General features: G+C 66.8%; 22 protein-coding genes, 1 tRNA gene and 1 pseudogene. 11 read left to right on the top strand and 13 right to left on the bottom strand.

The genetic code is table 11. The features are described from left to right. The first annotated feature begins 104 nt into the window (after positions 1-104). Positions 105-305, top strand: a complete 201-nt coding sequence (locus ACZ3HV_RS04760; RefSeq protein ID WP_465680938.1) for a hypothetical protein — start codon at positions 105-107, stop codon at positions 303-305. 57 nt (positions 306-362) lie between these two features. Here ACZ3HV_RS04760 and ACZ3HV_RS04755 read toward each other — a convergent pair whose 3' ends face one another. Beyond that, positions 363-821 carry a hypothetical protein gene (locus tag ACZ3HV_RS04755; RefSeq protein WP_465680936.1) on the bottom strand — a complete coding sequence of 153 codons (459 nt, stop codon included), beginning with the start codon at positions 819-821 and terminating at the stop codon, positions 363-365. A 233-nt stretch (positions 822-1,054) separates the two neighbouring features. On the opposite strand from ACZ3HV_RS04755, the gene ACZ3HV_RS04750 reads away from it, so the two are divergent. Next, positions 1,055-1,402, top strand: coding sequence for a hypothetical protein (locus ACZ3HV_RS04750; RefSeq protein WP_465680934.1), 348 nt, complete (start codon positions 1,055-1,057; stop codon positions 1,400-1,402). Positions 1,403-1,441: 39 nt separating this feature from the next. Here the strand turns inward: ACZ3HV_RS04750 and ACZ3HV_RS04745 are convergent, their stop codons facing one another. Beyond that, a complete protein-coding gene (locus ACZ3HV_RS04745) occupies positions 1,442-1,762 on the bottom strand; it encodes a HEAT repeat domain-containing protein (protein ID WP_465680932.1) in 321 nt (106 codons plus the stop codon). A 62-nt stretch (positions 1,763-1,824) separates the two neighbouring features. Here ACZ3HV_RS04745 and ACZ3HV_RS04740 point away from each other — a divergent pair, with 62 nt between their 5' ends. Beyond that, positions 1,825-2,301 carry a DUF6228 family protein gene (locus ACZ3HV_RS04740; protein ID WP_465680930.1) on the top strand — a complete coding sequence of 159 codons (477 nt, stop codon included), beginning with the start codon at positions 1,825-1,827 and terminating at the stop codon, positions 2,299-2,301. 107 nt (positions 2,302-2,408) lie between these two features. Here the strand turns inward: ACZ3HV_RS04740 and ACZ3HV_RS04735 are convergent, their stop codons facing one another. The 4 genes and pseudogenes from ACZ3HV_RS04735 to ACZ3HV_RS04720 form a co-directional block, all read right to left on the bottom strand. Further along, complete coding sequence (locus tag ACZ3HV_RS04735; RefSeq protein ID WP_465680929.1) at positions 2,409-2,936, bottom strand: SMI1/KNR4 family protein; 528 nt, start codon at positions 2,934-2,936, stop codon at positions 2,409-2,411. 345 nt (positions 2,937-3,281) lie between these two features. Next, entirely contained in the window at positions 3,282-3,728 is a 447-nt protein-coding gene (locus ACZ3HV_RS04730; RefSeq protein ID WP_465680928.1) for a DUF3592 domain-containing protein, read from the bottom strand. A gap of 720 nt (positions 3,729-4,448) precedes the next feature. After that, positions 4,449-4,799 carry a hypothetical protein gene (locus ACZ3HV_RS04725; RefSeq protein ID WP_465680926.1) on the bottom strand — a complete coding sequence of 117 codons (351 nt, stop codon included), beginning with the start codon at positions 4,797-4,799 and terminating at the stop codon, positions 4,449-4,451. A gap of 123 nt (positions 4,800-4,922) precedes the next feature. Continuing rightward, positions 4,923-5,890: pseudogene (locus ACZ3HV_RS04720) on the bottom strand (IS1595 family transposase). Between the two features lie 66 nt (positions 5,891-5,956). On the opposite strand from ACZ3HV_RS04720, the gene ACZ3HV_RS04715 reads away from it, so the two are divergent. Then, positions 5,957-6,295, top strand: a complete 339-nt coding sequence (locus ACZ3HV_RS04715; protein ID WP_465680924.1) for a hypothetical protein — start codon at positions 5,957-5,959, stop codon at positions 6,293-6,295. 166 nt (positions 6,296-6,461) lie between these two features. Here the strand turns inward: ACZ3HV_RS04715 and ACZ3HV_RS04710 are convergent, their stop codons facing one another. The 6 genes from ACZ3HV_RS04710 to ACZ3HV_RS04685 form a co-directional block, all read right to left on the bottom strand. After that, positions 6,462-7,139, bottom strand: coding sequence for a hypothetical protein (locus ACZ3HV_RS04710; protein ID WP_465680922.1), 678 nt, complete (start codon positions 7,137-7,139; stop codon positions 6,462-6,464). Between the two features lie 105 nt (positions 7,140-7,244). Further along, positions 7,245-7,952, bottom strand: coding sequence for a hypothetical protein (locus tag ACZ3HV_RS04705; protein ID WP_465680920.1), 708 nt, complete (start codon positions 7,950-7,952; stop codon positions 7,245-7,247). 21 nt (positions 7,953-7,973) lie between these two features. Continuing rightward, positions 7,974-8,336, bottom strand: a complete 363-nt coding sequence (locus ACZ3HV_RS04700) for a hypothetical protein (protein WP_465680918.1) — start codon at positions 8,334-8,336, stop codon at positions 7,974-7,976. 289 nt (positions 8,337-8,625) lie between these two features. After that, entirely contained in the window at positions 8,626-9,132 is a 507-nt protein-coding gene (locus ACZ3HV_RS04695) for a DUF6326 family protein (RefSeq protein ID WP_465680916.1), read from the bottom strand. A 245-nt stretch (positions 9,133-9,377) separates the two neighbouring features. Further along, positions 9,378-10,130: a DUF4386 domain-containing protein gene (locus ACZ3HV_RS04690; RefSeq protein WP_465680915.1), complete on the bottom strand. Its 753-nt coding sequence runs from the start codon at positions 10,128-10,130 to the stop codon at positions 9,378-9,380. 32 nt (positions 10,131-10,162) lie between these two features. Next, entirely contained in the window at positions 10,163-10,504 is a 342-nt protein-coding gene (locus ACZ3HV_RS04685) for a hypothetical protein (RefSeq protein ID WP_465680913.1), read from the bottom strand. A gap of 593 nt (positions 10,505-11,097) precedes the next feature. Between ACZ3HV_RS04685 and ACZ3HV_RS04680 the strand changes: the two genes are divergently transcribed. The 3 genes from ACZ3HV_RS04680 (at position 11,098) to ACZ3HV_RS04670 (ending at position 12,834) form a co-directional block, all read left to right on the top strand. Next, positions 11,098-11,466, top strand: a complete 369-nt coding sequence (locus tag ACZ3HV_RS04680) for a hypothetical protein (protein ID WP_465680911.1) — start codon at positions 11,098-11,100, stop codon at positions 11,464-11,466. Between the two features lie 14 nt (positions 11,467-11,480). Further along, the gene (locus ACZ3HV_RS04675) at positions 11,481-12,230 is read left to right on the top strand and encodes a ribbon-helix-helix domain-containing protein (RefSeq protein WP_465680909.1); all 750 of its coding nucleotides are present in this window, start codon (positions 11,481-11,483) and stop codon (positions 12,228-12,230) included. 118 nt (positions 12,231-12,348) lie between these two features. After that, positions 12,349-12,834, top strand: coding sequence for a tyrosine-type recombinase/integrase (locus ACZ3HV_RS04670; RefSeq protein WP_465680907.1), 486 nt, complete (start codon positions 12,349-12,351; stop codon positions 12,832-12,834). 84 nt (positions 12,835-12,918) lie between these two features. On the opposite strand, the gene ACZ3HV_RS04665 is transcribed toward ACZ3HV_RS04670, so the two are convergent. Then, positions 12,919-12,991, bottom strand: a tRNA-Arg gene (locus tag ACZ3HV_RS04665). Between the two features lie 127 nt (positions 12,992-13,118). Here ACZ3HV_RS04665 and ACZ3HV_RS04660 point away from each other — a divergent pair. The 4 genes from ACZ3HV_RS04660 (at position 13,119) to ACZ3HV_RS04645 (ending at position 17,925) form a co-directional block, all read left to right on the top strand. After that, positions 13,119-13,613: a hypothetical protein gene (locus tag ACZ3HV_RS04660; protein WP_465680905.1), complete on the top strand. Its 495-nt coding sequence runs from the start codon at positions 13,119-13,121 to the stop codon at positions 13,611-13,613. Between the two features lie 291 nt (positions 13,614-13,904). Beyond that, the gene (locus ACZ3HV_RS04655) at positions 13,905-14,498 is read left to right on the top strand and encodes a hypothetical protein (protein WP_465680903.1); all 594 of its coding nucleotides are present in this window, start codon (positions 13,905-13,907) and stop codon (positions 14,496-14,498) included. Further along, positions 14,495-15,709: a hypothetical protein gene (locus tag ACZ3HV_RS04650; protein WP_465680901.1), complete on the top strand. Its 1,215-nt coding sequence runs from the start codon at positions 14,495-14,497 to the stop codon at positions 15,707-15,709. Before ACZ3HV_RS04655 ends, ACZ3HV_RS04650 begins: the two co-directional genes overlap by 4 nt. Before the next feature lie 323 nt (positions 15,710-16,032). Then, positions 16,033-17,925 carry a phosphoenolpyruvate carboxykinase (GTP) gene (locus tag ACZ3HV_RS04645; protein ID WP_465680899.1) on the top strand — a complete coding sequence of 631 codons (1,893 nt, stop codon included), beginning with the start codon at positions 16,033-16,035 and terminating at the stop codon, positions 17,923-17,925. The last annotated feature ends 156 nt before the right edge of the window (positions 17,926-18,081 follow it).

Below are 18,081 nucleotides of genomic sequence, written 5' to 3'. Positions count from 1 at the left end.
CGCGACACTCGTCCGCCAGGTGATGTGCGACAGCCGAAGGCACGGATTGCGGCCATGAGCGGACGTTCGGTGACAGGGTCCGTTGAACCACTATTTGTCGAGGCATGGAGCGTGCTGAGCGTGGGGGCTTGTGCCTGACCCTTGAGGAGGCTGAGATCGTTCGAGCCGCCCTCTTCACCATTGAGCATTACATGAACAACGTCTGGGATCAGACCGAGATCCGCGCCGTATCAGGCTTCACAGTCGACCGGTTCGCGAGTGTCCGTCAGGCGATCGACGCAGCCAGCGATGGGACATCCGGCTGAGCTCGTAGGTCGCGACGGGTGATCACCACTCCGCCCTGATCGCGGCAGATCCGGAAGTTACTGCTGAACGATGTGGATGAAGACGTCAGTTCGTTCAGCGGCCGGACGGTCGACCAAGAGGTCCACGTACAGCGGCAGCCCGTTCGAATTCGCGTCCCTGACTTGATCGATCGTTCGGGACGTTGTCCACGTGCTCGGCTGCCATCGCATGAACCTGTCAGGCAACTCCTGGTCCCAGACGGATTCCCTTGGCAGAGCCGGCGATGAAGACGAAGGTGAGGGCTTCAAAGCGCTCCAGGTGAGGCGGTAGTCCCCGAGAAGCTTTGCCAATCCGGCACTATCTGTGGAGAAGCGCAGGTAGATCTCGTTGATGTCCCAATCGCGGAGCTGCACCCATTCGAGGACTTTGACGTCCGCTGGCAGCTCGATGTCGTAGTACTCGACGTGGTCGCTGAACTCTCGACTCTCGGCGGCCCCGCTCGTGATCTCGACCTGAGGCTCGAACCCGCAGCCCACGGTAGCGGCGAACGCGACCGCAATAGCTGCGCCCAGCGCTGCACGACTTCGGCTGTGCACAGCGCCACACTACGGCAGCCGAAGACCTGAAGAGATAGCGATCGGACGGCGCGACGCCGTGTGCTGGTTGGTCCTCTCATCGGCAGTTCCGTGCTTCACCGACAGCGGCATGACAGGACGTTCGGTCGACGCGCCCTCGCGGCATGACGGTGCCTGTACGTCAGACTGGCTCAGTGAGGTTTCCAACGCCCGATGACCCGGCCGATGCTCCGGTGTGGGAGAACTACGTCGTGGCCCAGGCTGCCCATGCTGCGCTGCGCAAGATCCCAACATACGTTCACGCCTTGGGTGTTGAAGTCGACCGCGCGAACATTCGCCTCGTCGTTCAGCGCCCGGCCGGGGCTCCGGCCAATGACGAGGACCTCGACGACATCGTCGATACGCTAGCCGACCTCATTGGACCAGATGCGAGCGTTACCGAGCGCGCTGACGTTCGTCCCGAGCCCGAGTTGCGGCCCGACGCTGGAGTGCGCTGGTTCTACGCGGCGCGGGTTGCCCAGATCGTCGGCTCATCGGCCTGACCGCGCGGATCGCGGCTAGATCCGGAAGTCATCGTGGATCTACTGCTGATGACGCCAGAGCAGGGTGCGCGCCTCCTTGGTTCCGAGCTGCTCCAGCCCGATCCGTGCCCAGTCACGTATGGATTCGTCTTGACTGGCGAGAGCCTCGCTCAACAAGGGGAGCGCATCTGGAGAGCGTGCCTCGCCGATCAACTCCAGGAGCCAGCAGCGCAATCCATGGTCTTTCTCGCGTGAGTAGGCCGTGATCAGATCGGCGACGTGTTCCTGTGCGACCTGTTTCACGAGCCCAAACCCGTCTTCCCGGACCTGAGGATTGTGCTTTCGCATCATCTTTATTCCTCGTGTGAACTGGTCGACCACAGCACGACTCTAGGCCGCTTGGTGCTGGTCGACGGCTGGCCTACCGACGTCCGCACATCGGCATGAGCGCGCGGATCGCGGCAGATGAGGACGTTCCGCGTTCAGGCATCCACGATGATTGGCCCATGCCCGACGTGAGGATAGGCACCGACGACTGCCACCTGCTGCTGACTCAGGTCGACCCAATGGACGCTCCTCCGGAGTCACTCGTGGCGCAATTGCGTCTTGATGGGCTCGCTGCTTCGGTCACCGTTGTGCGTCACTACGCGTCCGGCTTCCAGGATCTGGCCGACTTCTTCGAGCAACACGCGCATGACTGGCGCGGCTGGGAGGGGACACGAGAGTGGGAGTCCCTCGAAGGTGACCTGAGGATCGAGGCTCGACATGAGTACGGCCATGTGCAGTTGAGGGTTACATTGCGGCACGCGCTGGTCGACTGGGGGAACGATGGCTGGGTTGCGACCGGCGACTTGACGATCGATCCCGGCGAACAGTTGACGCGTGTCGCCGCAGACATGAAGACCTTCGCCGCTGGCTGACGGCTCATCCCCAGACACCCACCCATCGGCTGATCGCGTTTCACCAACAGCGGCATGAGCGGACATCCCCATCGCCGTCTCAAAGGCGTCGGTTCGCCCGCCCATTTTCAATCGTCGGGTGAGGCTCGAAAGTCGCCGGTTCGGACAGCATGAACGAATTCCTGCACCGAGGCGAGTAGTGGTTCCATGTCATGCCACCCGCTGCTCGCGATATCCGTGAGTTGTACCGCTGGCTCATGGTCGCGCAGGTCGATGCAGTAAAGGTTGCGGCTCCCATCGCCACCCAAGAAAAAGATCCCGGGATGAAGTGACGTAGCCTCACCCCACGTGTCGAGCCGGTCCAGCGCCTCGACCGGATCGAAAAGCTGGACATAGTCTCCCGACTCAAGCCAACCCTCGCGCAACCACTGTTCGCTTTGCAGATACTCACGCCAGGCCGTCGGAATGACGGTTCTCAACCGGCTCTCGACGGCAGCAAAGTCATCGTCGCTGACAGGCTGACCCCATTCAGCCGGCTGAATGCTCTCATCGACCACGGCATCATTGTGAGCGATGCGCTCGACGCCCGCACATCGGCAGATCCGTGCGTTGTGCGGCGTCCCGCGTGGTTGCACGGCTTCTAGCGTGTCGCACATCAGTTGGCGGACCTTTCGCGTGGATCTGGTGGCGGATCTGTGTCGCGGCGTGTGAGTGCACGTTCGGTTCTCTGCGTGGCTTTGGCCACGGGCCGCCGATTCAGCCGTGCGTGTCATTGCCTTGACGGTCAGCGACTTGTCAGCGACTGTTGTTCAGGTCGCTAGAACATACTTTCCCTTGAGCTCCGCAAATGGTTCTCAGGGTGTGACCTTGGGTGTTACGTCGTGGACGGTGTCCGTGACGGGGGTGGAGGTCCGAAGGACCGAACGGGAATGGCGCCCCACAGCAGCTGACGATTGGCAGCCCCGGGGTACCAAGTGCGCCGAGGTCCATCCGAGGTGCCGCTAGTCATCTCGTCGGCGTTTGCGAAGTAAGAGCGCGGCGAAGACGAGGAACAGGGCGGTGATGCTGCCGGAGACGGCAGGGTGAACCGTGTAGCTCAGGCTCGAGTGGGCGTCCTGCACATGCCGCGGGTGCTCGCGGTCGTATCTCACCTCGATCGAGCCGCCGACCGCCGCGTTGACAGGGAAGTTGCTCGTCCGTTGCCGGATCTTCTGCCCGGCCAGCGTCACGTACTCCACCTCGATCCAGTCGCGGTACTTGGAGGTGCAGGCACGTCCCGAGCAACGGAAACGGTCGGAGGCCACGACCTGACCGAGCACGACCTCGCCGCGGAGCCTCAAGGAGTGGATCTGCCACAGTTGGATGCCGCCAAGGACCCCGAACACCGCGGCCACGGTGAAGCAGAAGGCAGCCCAGCCGTAGGCGCGGCCTGCGTTCGTCTGCGTCATGCGACTACCCTGCGCTCGTTCGATTCATGCGGCTACGACGTACGGCGCGGGCGGCTAGCTCCCGCCGTACGGCGAGGTCCTCCATAGTCTGTACGCCGATATCTCGCACGGCTGGCCGGTCCGCGCCGAAGAACGGGTATTCGCTCACCTGGCGGCGCAAGCGGCGGATCCGGGCCTCTGCCCAGCCCGAGCCCGCTGGGCAAGCCACCGCAGCGGCGCTCTCTGCCTGCTCAAGTCGCTGGCAAAGGGTCGGGCGGTAGATGCGGGCGCTCCCGCCACCGCCGGGTGCCAGTACTGGCATTGCGGCCATTGCTGGGCCGCCCGGTTCCTGAGCTGCAGCAGTCTCTGGGAGGCGCCCGCCGGCCGTCCGCAGCGCCGCTGCGGATAGCCCCGATCGCAGATGAGCGCCTCCAGAGCGTCGACAACACTCCAGATAACGACACTCCGTCACATCCGCTAGGCGGCATGTAACCACGTCAGCTACATCAAAGACATCGTTACGAAGGCTTAAGGGAACATACTTTCTGCGTATCTGCTTTAGTGCAGTGCCCGACTCGGTTCCCCTCGAGCGCTGACCGGTTGCTTCCCGAATACCAGCACCTGGCCGTCGGAGGCATCATCTGCGACGGGCACAACTACGCCTCATACTTTCGCGTCCAACATGTGGATCCACCGCACGCCCTGGTACGGACTCGGGCTAACTGCTCGCCGCCGGATGTGCTATCCCGCCGGCGGCACGGGCGCCCGTACCACGGTGGCGGTGCCGTCCGGGTCCGTCACCGTGCAGCTGACCGCGTTCGAGGCAAGGCCAGTCTTCTTGCCGAATGTCTTAGCGACGATTTCTACGCCCCCGGTAGGCGTAAAGGTGATTAATAGCAGGACCATGTGCTGGTCATCGATCCACCGGCTCGCCGAGTCGCCGGGCGTGCCGACGACGGTGATCGCGCCCTCGGCGCAGGCGACGGTGAACGTCTCCAGACCATGTCCGGGCGGGGCGTCGGCGACGGCTGGCAACGCGGGCAACGCGACCGCGGCGGCCGTTAACGCGCCAAGTGCGAGAAGTCGCTTCATGTGTGTCCCCCTCCGGTGAGGTGGCTTAGGCATCCACTATCCCGCAGGCAACGTGCTCCAGTCTCGTGTTTGAGCGATCGCGTCTTACTTCCGCCGCTAGAACATACTTTCTGGGCAGCTCCTTCAGTGCAGTGCTCGCTGCTGGCCGGGCTTGAGGAGGGTGGGCAGGGGTGCGGGGTCGGTGTTGACCGCCTGCTGGAGGAGTCGGTAGAAGAGCAGGCCGCGGCTGCGAGCGGTGCGGCGGTTGAACCGGAAGGTGTACTCGTCGAGGTAGTAGGGCAGCTGGTGGTCGGCGACTGCGTAGTGCAGGGTGCCGGTGAGCCAGCGCTTGAGCAGTGAGGCGACCAGGTGGACGCCGGGGAGCACGGCGGTCGGGTCGGGCGCGTTGTAGCCGGTGGCGTACTCGTGGGTGTAGCCCAGCTTCGCGAGCCGGCGCATCATCTGGGCGCCGTCGGTGCGGATCGTCGAGGCGGGCTCGATCATGCGTTGGGCGAACTCGACCAGCTCCAGCGTGGCGGGTCGTTCGGCGACCTCGAGCCGGATCCGGCCGAGTCTCCTGCCCCGTTGACTTTCTCGGCCGCGACCATCACCGCGACCTTGTCGCTGCTGGCCCCTAGGTGGCCGGTGCTGACCCCGCCGACGAAGGTCTCGTCTACCTCGACGACACCGCTCAGCCGGTCGCGGTCGGGGCGGACCATGGCGCGGCGCAGCTTGTGCATCCAGGCCCAGGCAGTCTCGTAGGAGCCGAACCCGAGCACCCGCTGCAGCCCTTGCGCGGAGATGCCGTTCTTCTGCGAGGTAACGAACCAGATCGCCGCGAACCACGACGACAGCGGCGTGCGGGTCCGGTGGAAGATCGTCGCGGCCGTCAGCGAGGTCTTGCGGCCGCAGTCCTGACACATTCACAGGCCCCGGCCGGTGCGCCACGCAGCCCGGCCGCCACACGCCGGGCAGACGAACCCGTCCGGCCACCGCACCGCGGCCAGGTACTCCAGGCACGCCGCATCGTCGGGGAACCACGCGAGCAGCTCCTGGTAAGTCCGCGGATAGTCAACCCCGCCGACCGGATGACCCTCAGACGCCCCGTCCACGCCCACAATCTACTGCACTAAAGCAGATACCCAGAACATACTTTCGATTGTGTGGCATCCTGCGCCATGGTCGGTCGGTTCAATGTGCGCGAGGGTTCGGGCGACGGGGACTGGTCGGTCTGGGACAACGCGGCGAACGGCAGCCGGGGAGCGGGCCTGTCCGAACAGGCCGCGCATCGGCTCGCAGCGGACCTGGAGCTGCAGTACGACGCGTACCGGCCGCGGTCACCGGACCATGTCCGGCGGGTCGACCCGCCGGTGCCGGTGGAGAAGGCCTCGCAGCCGGCCGGGTTCCTGGACGCCTGGATCTTCGAGCAAGGAACCTGGCTAGGGCGGGTCAAGGGGAAAGATGGCAAGGTCTCCTGGGTCCCGCAGGCGGAGCTGCGCCGGGCCGAGCAGTTCTGATGGCCGCCGTCGACCGGGGACCGGTCATCCGGTTGCAGGGGCGGTCCCAGCGACAAGTGGCAAGACTAATACTTCCTCGACTGCATCCGGGCCGCGCAGCGGACGCATCGCAGGGTCGGCGACCCGGGGGGCTGGCCACTGTCGTACGAGCGGCCGGTGTCGGGTCTCATCTGGGTCTGGCGGGAGGGAAAGAACTGTCACCCGAACCCGATCGACTGACCTGAGCGGCCGCCGCGCGGAGCGGCCGGGCGACCACTCGATCGCGCCGCGCCCGTCGCGCGCGGCGGATCATCTCGATCCGCTGGGGGTCGAACCACCACTGCCGGTCCTGGAAGACGGCCGGCAGTTTCTCGTCTCCGGCCAGCTGGGTGACGTAGATTGCGGTGAGCCTCAGTCGTTCAGCGGTCTGTTTGGTGTTGGGGTAGCCGGGTGGGCCTGCGGGGTGCCGGAGCGGTTGGGGTTTCGCGGCCGTGATGGCCGCGAGGTCGGCCGGGTAGACCATCGACTTCGTGCCGGGGACGAGTCGCAGGTGGCCGTCGGCGACGGGCTCGAGGGTGGCCTTGGGCGATCGACCGAGCATGTGGGCGGCGTGTTTCGGCGGGATCGGTTCGCCCTTGTCGCGCAGCGCCTCGACGTCCGACAGGAATAGCGGTCGGCCGTTGTTCGGCGGGCCGTGCCGGGGCAGCCGGCCGAGCGCGCCATACCGGTGGACCTGGGCGGGTTTCTTGCCCAGGACAACGGCTGCTTGCGCGATAGAGATCCGGGGGTCGTCGACCATCCGGGGCTGCCCGAGCACTGGATCGCCGGGGGGTTCGCCCGGTTCTTCGTGCTGGTCGGCCGCCATGCACGAAGCCTCACACGAACAAGGTGCTGGCTCAGTGTTCCAGCGTGTTCAGTCGCTGTTGCTCGGTGTCGCGGCGTTTCCGGATGGCGGCGGCGTTGCGAGCGGCTAGGTGGAACGCGCGTTGCAGTCGCGGGAGTTGTTTGCGGGCGTCGCGGAGGGCTTCGCGGGTCTTCTCGAGTTGGTCGTTGAGCCGGTCGAGGTCCGGTCGACGTTGGCCCGTCCGGCGGTTGGCGCGGCGGATCGCTTCGCAGGCTTCGGCGCCGGGGCCCTGGGCACAGGCTGGGAGCGGCGGACGACCCGGGGCCGGATCGGGGCGAGCTGGGCCGGGTCACCGTTCTCGTCGACGACGCCGAACCCGACGTGGCGCAGCGCGCTGGTCAGCTGCCCGCTCCGCAATAACTGGGCGGCGCCGGGGTCGACGAGAGCGGCGTCGAGGGTCTCGGTCAGCCGCTCCGGGGTCTCGGCGGTAACACGCCTGCGGCCGGCGGCGCGCTGGCCCGCGGCGCGGACGAGATGACGGACCAGGTCGTGGCGCTGCCGGGTGAGTTCGCGCCGGCGGGCGCCGGCGGCCGTCAGGTAGGTCTGGCGCAGCCGCTCCCCATGCTCGGTCAGGGCATGAATCCCGTCCGGGTCGGCACAGACCAACTGGTTGGCCAGCCACGCGGCGACCGTCGGCTTGCGCAGGGCAACGATCGCAGCCGCGGCCACCTCGTCACCGCGGTCGCGAACCGCGTTCGCCAGCTGGTTGCGGGCAGCCACGAACTGCTCGGGTGGCAACCCGTACAGCTCGACGACCGCCGCGTCTATCTCCACGCCTCCACGATCCACGCCCGATCAGCCACCGCCAACCCCGCCCGCAAACCTCGGCAGGTCCTCGGGCCGAAGGTCGGGGCGCAGCCGCACGTAGCGCATCCCGTGCCGCGCCTGTCCGGCCTGGGTCGCGGCGTCGGCGGTGACCTCGGCCACGGCGGTCGGTTCGACCTTGATGAGGGGCTTATGGGAGTCCGGGCCGCCCCACCGGTAGGAGGTGATCTCGTCCGGCCAGGGATGACCGAGCCCCGCGGCGGTGAGTACGGCGGCGAGCTGGGCGGCCTGGTCGGGTTTGAGCGCGACGGTGCGCCCGACCACCACCAGCTCGCCGGCAGTGGTGTAGAGGCCGGCAATGACGACCTCGGGATGGGTGATCGAGCCGAGCACCCCGCCTACGACGACCTCGCGGGTCTCACGGTGCTTGACCTTAGAGCGCTGAATTCTGTGTCGTGCACTGTCGCGCTGAGGGCCTATTCGGCAGGTGCACGACACTCGCTGCTGCGGTGAGGCATGGGACTGGTGGGATGCCGTGGACCGGCTGGCGCGTTCATGCTGAGCTCAGCTAGCTTGCCCTGAGGACACCTTTGGCAGCCCGCGGCCAGGTACGTGGGAGTCTGACCTCCTACCTTCGTCGCCAAGGCGTCTCCTTCTTCTGAGCCTCCGGGTTTCCTGAGGCTCAGAAGCGGGTGTCTGGGGGCTGCCCGCGCACCTTCAGCGCAGGGTGCACTCGTGTGCCGGCCGGGGACTCGGCTGACGGGGCGGCGACAGCGGCGGTCGCCTTCGGCCAGGTCCACGCGTAGTAGGCGACACCTGCCAGCAAAGCGGCCTCGGCCAGGCTGCCGAGGATGTAGTAGTTCCACTCGCCGATGGCGCCGCCTGCGATCGTGATGGCGTAGAGGACCGCCAGGACGATGTTCGCGATCCGCGTGACCCTCACTGGCAGAGTGAGGCTGAGGAACACCATCAGGCTGGGAATCAGGATGTAGATGGTCATGCCCAGCAAGAAACCTTGTCCGATGGTGAAGGCGAACATCTTGCCGGCCTCGATGTCGGCACGCACGTCGCGTCGGAACAGACTGAACAAGTCCACGTACACAAAGACAAACAACGTGGATGCCCACAGTGCGCCGATCTTGATCCGTGGGTTGATCCAGTAGTCCTGGTAGTCGGTCGTGGCGGACATGATGACCTCCTAGCTGCTCGAGTCCGCGTCACCCGATGCCGGACACGGGCTATCCGCTTCCAGCTCAAGCCTTCTCTGTCGTTCCACGATCAGACAGAGGCGTAAGTCCTACCGTGGAACTGCCGTTCTTCCCCGGTCGGATGTCCAACGCGAGGAGAGACCTGACTGCCAACTTTGCTGTCTCCGGGGCAAGACGGGATAACCAGTGGCCCGGCAGCCGGGCGGCACCGGTGGCTGACGTCCGCTCAGTTAGCCGCAACCCGGGCGCTCTCTCGATCCGGCCGAGCGTGGTCGCGGACCCCGAAGACGACCAGGTATCCGACCATCCAGAGTTCACCGATGGTCGCGGGGACGGTCAGCAACCCGGCCACGAGATCGGCATTCGGGAACGCGTAGCCGACGAAGGTGCTGAGCACGTAGCCCACACCGCCCGCCATCAGGACCTGGCCCAACAACTTCGGCAGCCACCGCGAGCGCACCACGAGCCAGCCCATCGGGATCAGCCACAGACCGAAGAACAGGCCCGCTACTCCCCAGAGATGACCGCTGATGACGTACAGCAGCTGAACGGTGGCAGCCGCACCGCCGGACACGGCCAACGACCGGTCATCAGCGACGTCCAGGGCCGTGGCGAGCATCGCCGCGCTGCCCAGGATCGCCACCGCGTTGACCATCCCGAACACCGCGACCAACCCTGCGGCGAACATGTCGACGCTGCGGAACAGGCGGTAGAACCACACGGCCGCGAGGGCCTGGGTCAGCACGATGCCCAGCTCGAGCACGATGCCAAGGCGCGCCATCGACGTGTGTTCGACCAGGTTGGACAACGTGCCGCGGGGGTCATCGGCGACGTAGAGCCTGCCGCGGACAAGCATGAACCCGAGAACGCCGGTGACGGCCAGCCCGAGGTACAGCAGCCCGGTCGTGCGAGCGGTTCGGGTCAAGTCGGCGCCGATCACCTCGGGGGCCGATCCGGGCCGGGTGTGCGTCTCGGTCATCGGAAACTCCTCTCACGGGACACGGAGCAGGGTCAGAACTTGCCCAGTGCGATCTCCGAGAGCAGCAGGGCAACGGGAAGCAGGCCTAGAGCGGTGGCCAGCACGACCATCCATGACCGCTCGTGGTGACGGACGATCGCGACCAGGCCGGAGACGAAAGCCGCGACCGCGCACACCCAGATGCCCAGGCCCCACACGAGCTGGGCTCCGCTGTCGGTGTAGCTGTCGGCTGGTTCGACAATGCCGAACGCGAAGGAGAGCACGAGCAGGACGATGCCAGCGACGGAGAATCCTGCGAACATAATCGCCCGCCGGCCGACGCGGGATTCCGGCCGCCCCCGCAGGTCGTGACGGATGCTCAGATGCTTGGTCATATTTCGAGTCTCGTCCTGGGGTGGCCCGGCCCCTAGGGTCCAAAGCCCTCCGGGGTCAAGTCCCTACACCCGAGCGGTCCTGGGCCACTTGGACGACAAGGCTTCCAGGCCGGCAACGCGCCCCGTCAGCCAAGTGCTTCGGTGTCCGTTCGCTCTGAGCTTGAGCCACCAGATCGCCTCAACCAGCTCATCAATCTCGACCGATCGATCCACAGGCCGCATACTCCCGGCTGGCCGGGGTCAGTCCTCCAGCTCGTTTGCGGCCGGTGACAGCGTTCTTACCGACACACCCACTAGCCGGCCACGCTTGCGAGGTACTGCAGGGGCAACTCGCCGCGTGTTCGGATCTCGATCGGATCGGCGTGTGGAACCAGACGCAGCCAGGAGACGAGCCGGTGCACACCGGCCAACTCCGAATCGCGGCGGACGCTCTGGCATGTCTACTCACTCGGCGCGGAACCAGACAGCCGTGAGGGTTTTCGTCGCTGTCCATCGTGTTGATGGACCCTCCACGCCGGGCACATCGCCTCTGTCTAGGGCGAGGGCGCCGACCGACGATGGAATGAGACAGACCCCAGAAGGGAGGCACTGTCATGCAGTGGGATTTGGGACTTCAGGGACTAGCTCTGCTCGGTGCCATGTCGCTCGGCTTTGGTGTAATCGCCGCGTTGGTCGTAGGCAAGGGTGTGGCATACCGGCTGTTGGCGACCGCGATCACGACCGTCGCGTGCTTCGGCGTCGGGTTGGTCACCAGCGAGGTGCTGTTCGGCTGGGCTACCGACGAGGAATTGCAGCCGAACATCGACGGGTTGTCACGCGACGAGGTGCTCCTGTCCAGCGTGCTCACCACCGGCGTGGTCGTGCTAGTGATGCGGTATCTCGCGCACCGGGCGGGCGACCAGAAATCGCCCCGCGACTGGCATCTGATCGGCCGTCACGGACGCCCGACCGACCACGCGTGAGTCAGGGGGATGGGATGCCACGGTCAGTCATCGCAACGTCTACGCCACCGGGCACGGCGCCGATCCGCAAGGTGATCGTGCGTGTCACGATCGGCTCCTTCTCCCTCGCTGCCCTCCTGGGCATCATCGCGCTGCTGCGCGGCGGGGAGTTCGGCCAGACCCAGTTCCGCGTCCTGCTGACCACTCTGCTCGTCGGAGTAGTCAGCATCGCCGTGCTGTGCTACCTCGCCACCGCCGGCCGGCCGTCTCAACCGGTGGGGGTGGCAGGCGGGGTCATCGTGCTGGTCCCCCTGGTCACCGCTCTCCTGATGATCTGGGGCGACGTGGAGCACGGCCCGTCCGAGGGAATCCTCAAGACCTTCGGGATAGGCACTGCCGTCGCGGCCACACTCGCCCAGGCCGGCCTCCTGCTGACCCTCGGCGAGCGCGCACGACCAGGGGTGCGCCGCATCCTCGATGGCACGCTCGCCCTCGCCGCTGTCCTTGCCGCCATGGCCAGCGCACTCATTGCGGGGTTCACCCCGGCCGAGGGCGGCTACTACCACCGGATCCTCGGGGTCGTGGCCATCCTCGACGTGCTGGGCACCGTGGTCGTGGCGGCCCTCATGAAGTTCGGCAGCGGGGATCTCGAGCGCGCCCGCGCCGACGTCCGCCTCCCCAAAGACCTCGCCGAGAGCGTGGCTGAGCTCGCCACGAAGTCGGGTCAGAGCAGCGACGAGGTCGTCGCCGCCGCAGTCCGCCTCTACCTCCGGGATGCTCGATAGGTCGCCTCAAAGGTGGTCCCGGCGGGAACAGTACGCCAAGGGAACGCACTGAGCTCGGCAGATCCGTGCGTTGGCGGCCCCTCGGCGGTCGCCAGGTTTCTAGCCCGTCGCGGATCAGTTGGCGGACAGGTGTCGCGGATCTACTGGCGGACCACAGGATCGGCGGGAGTGGGTCGAGCGACTTGGCCCGGTCAAGACCGACGGCTCGGCTCGGGTCATCCCGCTTCCCGCACCGTTGCTCAAGGTCCTGCGCGATCACCGTCGCGCACAGGACGCGGACCGTGAGGAGGCCGGCCGAAGCTGGAAGGAGGGCGACTACGTGTTCACGACGAGCCTCGGGACGCCGTTTGAGCCTCGGAACATCAATCGGCACTTCGACAAGCTCTGTGCCTTGAGCGGAGTTCGGCGGATCCGATTCCACGACCTCCGACACTCCTGCGCCTCTCTGCTGTGGAGCCAGGGGGTTCCGCTGGAGCAGATTCAGGACATCCTCGGGCACGAGGACCCCCGGACGACGAAGACCATCTATGTCGACGTGGCGGAGGACCTTCAGCGGGGCGCCGTGGACAAGCTCGGGTTCCTGTTCGAGCAGGACGGCGAGTGACGTTGGGTCAGCCGTGGGGGTCAACCACCCTCAGGAACGCGAAAACCCCGGGTCATCCACCTGGCTGACCTGGGGTTTTGTTTGCGCGCTCGGAGGGATTCGAACCCCCAACCTTCTGATCCGTAGTCAGATGCTCTATCCGTTGAGCTACGAGCGCTGGACAACGTCGAGTAACGATACATGGGGGAGGTGGGTGGAAGCCAATCGGCTCTGGCGTGCGACTCGCCGGGGGTGGTGGGGGCTCAATCGGAGGGGGTGGGGTACGGCGGCTCTAGCATCCGGAGGTGGGTATCGAGGACTTGCTGGGCGGGCGCGATCTGGGGGACGTGAAGGAGGCGGTCGGGTTCGTGATGGAGAACTCGGACGACTTCCAGAAGGTCCTGGACTTGGTACGGGAGCTGCCGGACGGTGCGGTCGGATTCATTGGGAAGCTGCCTGATCTGCTGATGACGATCGGGTCGGGGCTGGCTGAGGCCGGGGAGCAGGCGGCGAAGGCGGCGGGTGCGCTGGTCGGGGATGACGGCGAGGGCGGTGCGCGGAAGGCGCTGACCGGGAGCGCGAACACGATGAGCGCGGCCAAGGACAAGCTGAAAGATGCCGCAGGCATGCTTTCGGGGCTGGCCGGGGAGCTGGACAAGATCCCGGGCATCGGGGATGCGGCGGCGAAGAAGCTGACGACGGCAGTGGGCAGATCGGCGGGGTCGCGGACGAGGTCGAGAGCCTGGCCGGCAATCTGCAGGACCTGTCCGGCATCCTCGCGACGGTCGGCGACGCCCTGAACGGCCTCGGCGCCAGGCTCTCCGAGTCCGCCGGCTCGGTGAAGACCCTGCTCGACTAAGCGCAGTACGGCGGTCGGTTCGGCGGAGACGATCGTGGACAGAGCTGTGCCTGCCCCGAGCTGAGTGGGTTGGATCAACGACCCGACTGCGGTTGGGAGTCGCTGGCGCGTTGGCGTCCCGTGGGGTGGGCATGGGTGAACCCGGTCGGGGTGGAACCGGGTGGGGGTGTTGTGCGTCGGAGGCGGGCAGCTGACCGGTAGGGAGGACCTTCGCGTGGCTAGGGTCGCGGGCATGGCTAGTCGACTGGTTCGGGGTACGGCGATCGGGTGCGGGGTGGCCGCGGTTGCGGGGGCCGGGATCGGGTTTGCTGTGGGTGAGCCGGTGCAGCCGGAGGACATCGTGCCGGCTCGATCGATGCCGGCTGATCTGTGTGCTCGGGTCGGTGACGTGTCCAGCCTGTTGCCTAAGGCATCGAGTGGTGCTGCGAAGGTCACCATGGTGCAGGGCGGCAGTACGTCGATCACCTGCGAGGCGGGGAGCAGCCGGAGCAAGGTGAGCGCGTATACGGCGGCGGCCGTGAAGCTGACGATCACGCCGTACGGCGGACGCGACGCCGGCGCGGGCAATGCGCCGTTCACGCCGGAGCAGATGGCCAAGCAGGTCTTCAGCCGATCGCCGATGGACGCGGTGCCGGATCGTCCGTATCCGACCAAGGCCAGTCGGGGCGCGAGCGGTATCGGCGGGGAGGCGTGGACCGTGCGGACGCTCGTTCAGCGCGCGGACATCGTCGTACAGGTGGACTACACGGCCAATCCGATTGATGCGGACACGGCTGAGAAGGTGGCGCTGGTGCTGGCGGACCGGGCGATCTGGGAGACGAAGTGAGCGACAGTACGCCGGTGATTCCCGGGTACCAGTTCGACCAGCGGCTGCTGCTGCATCCGCTGGCGGAGTTGTGGCATGGGCGCAGCTTCACCGGGATGGAGGTCGTTGCTCTGCTGTTGAGTGACGCCGGCGCGCGGGATGCGACGGTGCGGGATCGGCTGGTGCGGGCGGGGCGCGACGCCGCGCTCGAACCCGCGCGGCTCGAGACCCCGTTGTGGGCGGCGAACTTCAACTCCGTTCACCCGTACGCGATCACGCAGTTGATCCCAGGCCAGACCGGCGCCGAACGCTTGATCGACCCGCTCGACGGAGTCCTCGGGAACGACGACGAGTCGCTGCAGGCGGTCCGGGCCCAGCTCAGTCGGTACGGCGCAATGCCGCCGAGCATCCCGCCGTACGACGGCAACCAGGCGACCCCCTCGTACGCCGACCACCCGCAACCAGGACCGCAGTCCGAGCCGGCACCCGGGCAGCCGCAGTCGAAGATCGAGGTTGCGCGGGAGTACCGCAAGAAGATCGGGGCCGGGATCTACGTGGTCGCCGCCCTCATCGTCCTGATCGTGTTCACCGTGACCTACTCCGTCGGCACCGCGATCGGCAGTTCCGTCAAGGACGAGCCGACCGAAGCCGCACCCGTCGCCGCGGTCAGCCCCAGCGCCTACCCGTCGCCCGTGCTCCTCCCCGCGATCGAGAAGATCACCACCGCCCCGTACAAACGGCCGGACGGAGCTCCCGGCGTGTTCGGCGCCACGTATCCGGCCGGCACCGACCTCCAGGTGATCACGAACGCCGAGTTGCCGATCGCGCTCGGTTGGCCGCGGCCGCCGCAGGTGACGTTCCTCGGCGAGTCCTCCTCGGTCGTCTACCGGCGGATCCAGACCAAGTCCGAGTACTCCGAGGTCCTGAAGAACTCGATCGACGCACGGCTCGCGCTGCACCCGTGCGCGAGCCTCGCCGGCTGCCTGGCGGACCGGGCGGCGTTCGACCAGCAGTGGACGAAGGTCTTCAAGATGCCGGCGCCCGCGACCGCGAAGGATGCGCGGACCTGGCTGACCGAGCGCAAGACCTCGCCGTACGCCGTGACGATGACGAGGGCGTTCCTGAGCGGCGGCCAGTGGTGGCTGGTCGGCACCGCGGTCACCACAAACACCTCCGGCGAGGAGCCGGACGTCCAGCGGGTCGTCAACGACATCTGGCGTCAGACCACCTGATCACCGACGAATCTTCGGTGAACGGCCCGCGCGAACAGCGCGGGCCGTTCTCATTTTCACAAGGTTCACCGGAAAGCGATTGTCGCGAAAACTTTGTGACCGGGTTCACTTTCTAGGGGTTCTCAGCACTCGGTTCGATCCCGTACCGTAGTACCACTTGCTCACTGGTATACGTCCACTGGACGCACTGGTATGCGAGAGATCACACCGCCAGCCAGCTGAATCGAACCGCCGGAGACCCCGGCGGCCGGAGCCGTACCCCCCTCAGCGTCGAGGGGCCGGGCGGCCACCGGGCCCGACAGCCGAGAGGGAATGAGCCGCGAATGACGACTACCGCCAGCCCGACCCATACCGAAGCCGACCTCCCCGCCGACGCCCCGGACCCCCTCAAAGCCGAGGACCAGAAGAAGACGTACGACCTGACTGACGCCCCGACCCACCACGCCGGCCTGCTGGCCTGGGTCGCCGAGGTCGCCGAACTGACGCAGCCCGACCGGATCCACTGGATGGACGGCTCGGACGCGGAGTACGCCAAGCTGACCGCCGAGCTGATCGACGTCGGCACCATGGTCCGGCTGAACGAGGAGAAGAAGCCGAACTCGTTCTGGGTCCGCACCGACCCCTCGGACGTCGCCCGGGTCGAGCAGCGCACGTTCATCTGTTCGGTCGACGAGGCCGATACCGGCCCGACCAACAACTGGATGGCGCCGGCCGAGATGAAGGCCCTGATGACCGGCCTGTACCGCGGCTCGATGCGCGGCCGGACGATGTACGTCGTCCCGTTCTGCATGGGGCCGTTGACCGCGGAGAAGCCGATGTTCGGCGTCGAGATCACCGACTCGGCGTACGTCGTCGCGTCGATGCGGATCATGGCCCGCACGGGCGCCGAAGTGCTCGCGAAGATGGGCACCGACGCCAAGTACGTGCCCTGCCTGCACTCCGTCGGCGCTCCGCTGGCTCCCGGCACGAAAGACGTTCCGTGGCCGTGCAACGACGAGAAGTACATCGTGCAGTTCCCCGAGGAGCGCGCGATCTGGTCGTACGGCTCCGGGTACGGCGGCAACTCGCTGCTCGGCAAGAAGTGCTACTCACTGCGCATCGCGAGCGCGATGGCCCGTGACGAGGGCTGGCTGGCCGAGCACATGCTGATCCTCAAGCTGATCTCGCCGGAGAAGAAGGTCCACTACGTCGCGGCCGCGTTCCCGAGCGCCTGCGGCAAGACCAACCTGGCGATGCTCGACCCGACGCTGGAGGGCTGGGAGGTCGAGACGCTCGGCGACGACATCGCCTGGATGCGGTTCGGCAAGGACGGCCGCCTGTACGCCGTCAACCCCGAGTTCGGCCTGTTCGGGGTTGCCCCCGGCACCGGCTGGAAGACCAACCCGAACGCGATGCGCACGGTCGAGAAGGGCAACTCGGTCTTCACCAACGTCGCGCTCACCGACGACGGTGACGTCTGGTGGGAGGGCTACTCGCCGACCCCGCCGAACCACCTGACCGACTGGAAGGGTCGCGAGTGGACGCCGGACTCCGGCGAGCTGTCGAGCCACCCGAACAGCCGGTTCTGCACGCCGATCAAGCAGTGCCCGATCATCGCCGACGAGTACGAGGACCCGAACGGCGTGCCGATCTCGGCGATCATCTTCGGTGGCCGCCGCGCCACCACGGTGCCGCTGGTGACCGAGTCGCGGGACTGGGCGCACGGCGTGTTCATGGGCGCGACGCTGTCGTCGGAGACCACCGCGGCCGCGGTCGGCAAGGTCGGCGTCGTACGGCGTGACCCGATGGCGATGCTGCCGTTCCTCGGATACGACGCGGGCAAGTACTTCGACCACTGGCTCACGGTCGGCAAGGACCACGACGCGGCCCAGCTGCCGAAGATCTTCTACGTGAACTGGTTCCGCAAGGACGAGGCGGGCAAGTTCGTCTGGCCGGGGTTCGGCGAGAACAGCCGGGTGCTGAAGTGGGTCATCGAGCGGCTCGAGGGCCAGGCGGACGCGATCGAGACTCCGGTCGGCCGGGTGCCCGCGCCGGGCTCGCTGGATGTCTCCGGGCTGGACCTGACCGACCACGAGCTCGAGATCGCGCTGAACGTCGACGCCGAGGAGTGGAAGGCGGAGATCCCGCTGATCGAGGAGTGGTTCGCCAAGCTCGGCGACACCGTGCCGGCCTCGCTGCGGGTCGAGCTCGACCATCTGAAGGCGCGGCTCGGCTGACGCCCCAGGACACCGGTCGCTGAGTCGGAAGCCAGCGACCGGGCAGCAAGCGCGGGGGGGGGGGGGGTGGGGGGGGGGGGGGGGGGGGGGGGGGTGGGGGGGGGAGGAAGAGAACAAGAACGACACCCCTCTCTCTTCCCGGGGAAGAAGCAGGCC

This window comes from Kribbella sp. NPDC020701 (assembly GCF_055562215.1).
The sequence above is the reverse complement of the archived record's forward strand: the minus strand, read 5'-3'. Positions and strand labels throughout refer to the sequence as shown.

Coding starts and splice junctions, on each gene's coding strand:
- ACZ3HV_RS04675 (WP_465680909.1), top strand. CDS start 11,481: ATGCCACGGTCAGTCATCGCAACGTCTACGCCACCGGGCACGGCGCCG.
- ACZ3HV_RS04710 (WP_465680922.1), bottom strand. CDS start 7,139: ATGGCGGCCGACCAGCACGAAGAACCGGGCGAACCCCCCGGCGATCCA.
- ACZ3HV_RS04695 (WP_465680916.1), bottom strand. CDS start 9,132: ATGTCCGCCACGACCGACTACCAGGACTACTGGATCAACCCACGGATC.
- ACZ3HV_RS04680 (WP_465680911.1), top strand. CDS start 11,098: ATGCAGTGGGATTTGGGACTTCAGGGACTAGCTCTGCTCGGTGCCATG.
- ACZ3HV_RS04715 (WP_465680924.1), top strand. CDS start 5,957: ATGGTCGGTCGGTTCAATGTGCGCGAGGGTTCGGGCGACGGGGACTGG.
- ACZ3HV_RS04645 (WP_465680899.1), top strand. CDS start 16,033: ATGACGACTACCGCCAGCCCGACCCATACCGAAGCCGACCTCCCCGCC.
- ACZ3HV_RS04760 (WP_465680938.1), top strand. CDS start 105: ATGGAGCGTGCTGAGCGTGGGGGCTTGTGCCTGACCCTTGAGGAGGCT.
- ACZ3HV_RS04685 (WP_465680913.1), bottom strand. CDS start 10,504: ATGACCAAGCATCTGAGCATCCGTCACGACCTGCGGGGGCGGCCGGAA.
- ACZ3HV_RS04725 (WP_465680926.1), bottom strand. CDS start 4,799: ATGAAGCGACTTCTCGCACTTGGCGCGTTAACGGCCGCCGCGGTCGCG.
- ACZ3HV_RS04690 (WP_465680915.1), bottom strand. CDS start 10,130: ATGACCGAGACGCACACCCGGCCCGGATCGGCCCCCGAGGTGATCGGC.
- ACZ3HV_RS04740 (WP_465680930.1), top strand. CDS start 1,825: ATGAGCGCGCGGATCGCGGCAGATGAGGACGTTCCGCGTTCAGGCATC.
- ACZ3HV_RS04655 (WP_465680903.1), top strand. CDS start 13,905: ATGGCTAGTCGACTGGTTCGGGGTACGGCGATCGGGTGCGGGGTGGCC.
- ACZ3HV_RS04735 (WP_465680929.1), bottom strand. CDS start 2,936: ATGTGCGACACGCTAGAAGCCGTGCAACCACGCGGGACGCCGCACAAC.
- ACZ3HV_RS04730 (WP_465680928.1), bottom strand. CDS start 3,728: ATGACGCAGACGAACGCAGGCCGCGCCTACGGCTGGGCTGCCTTCTGC.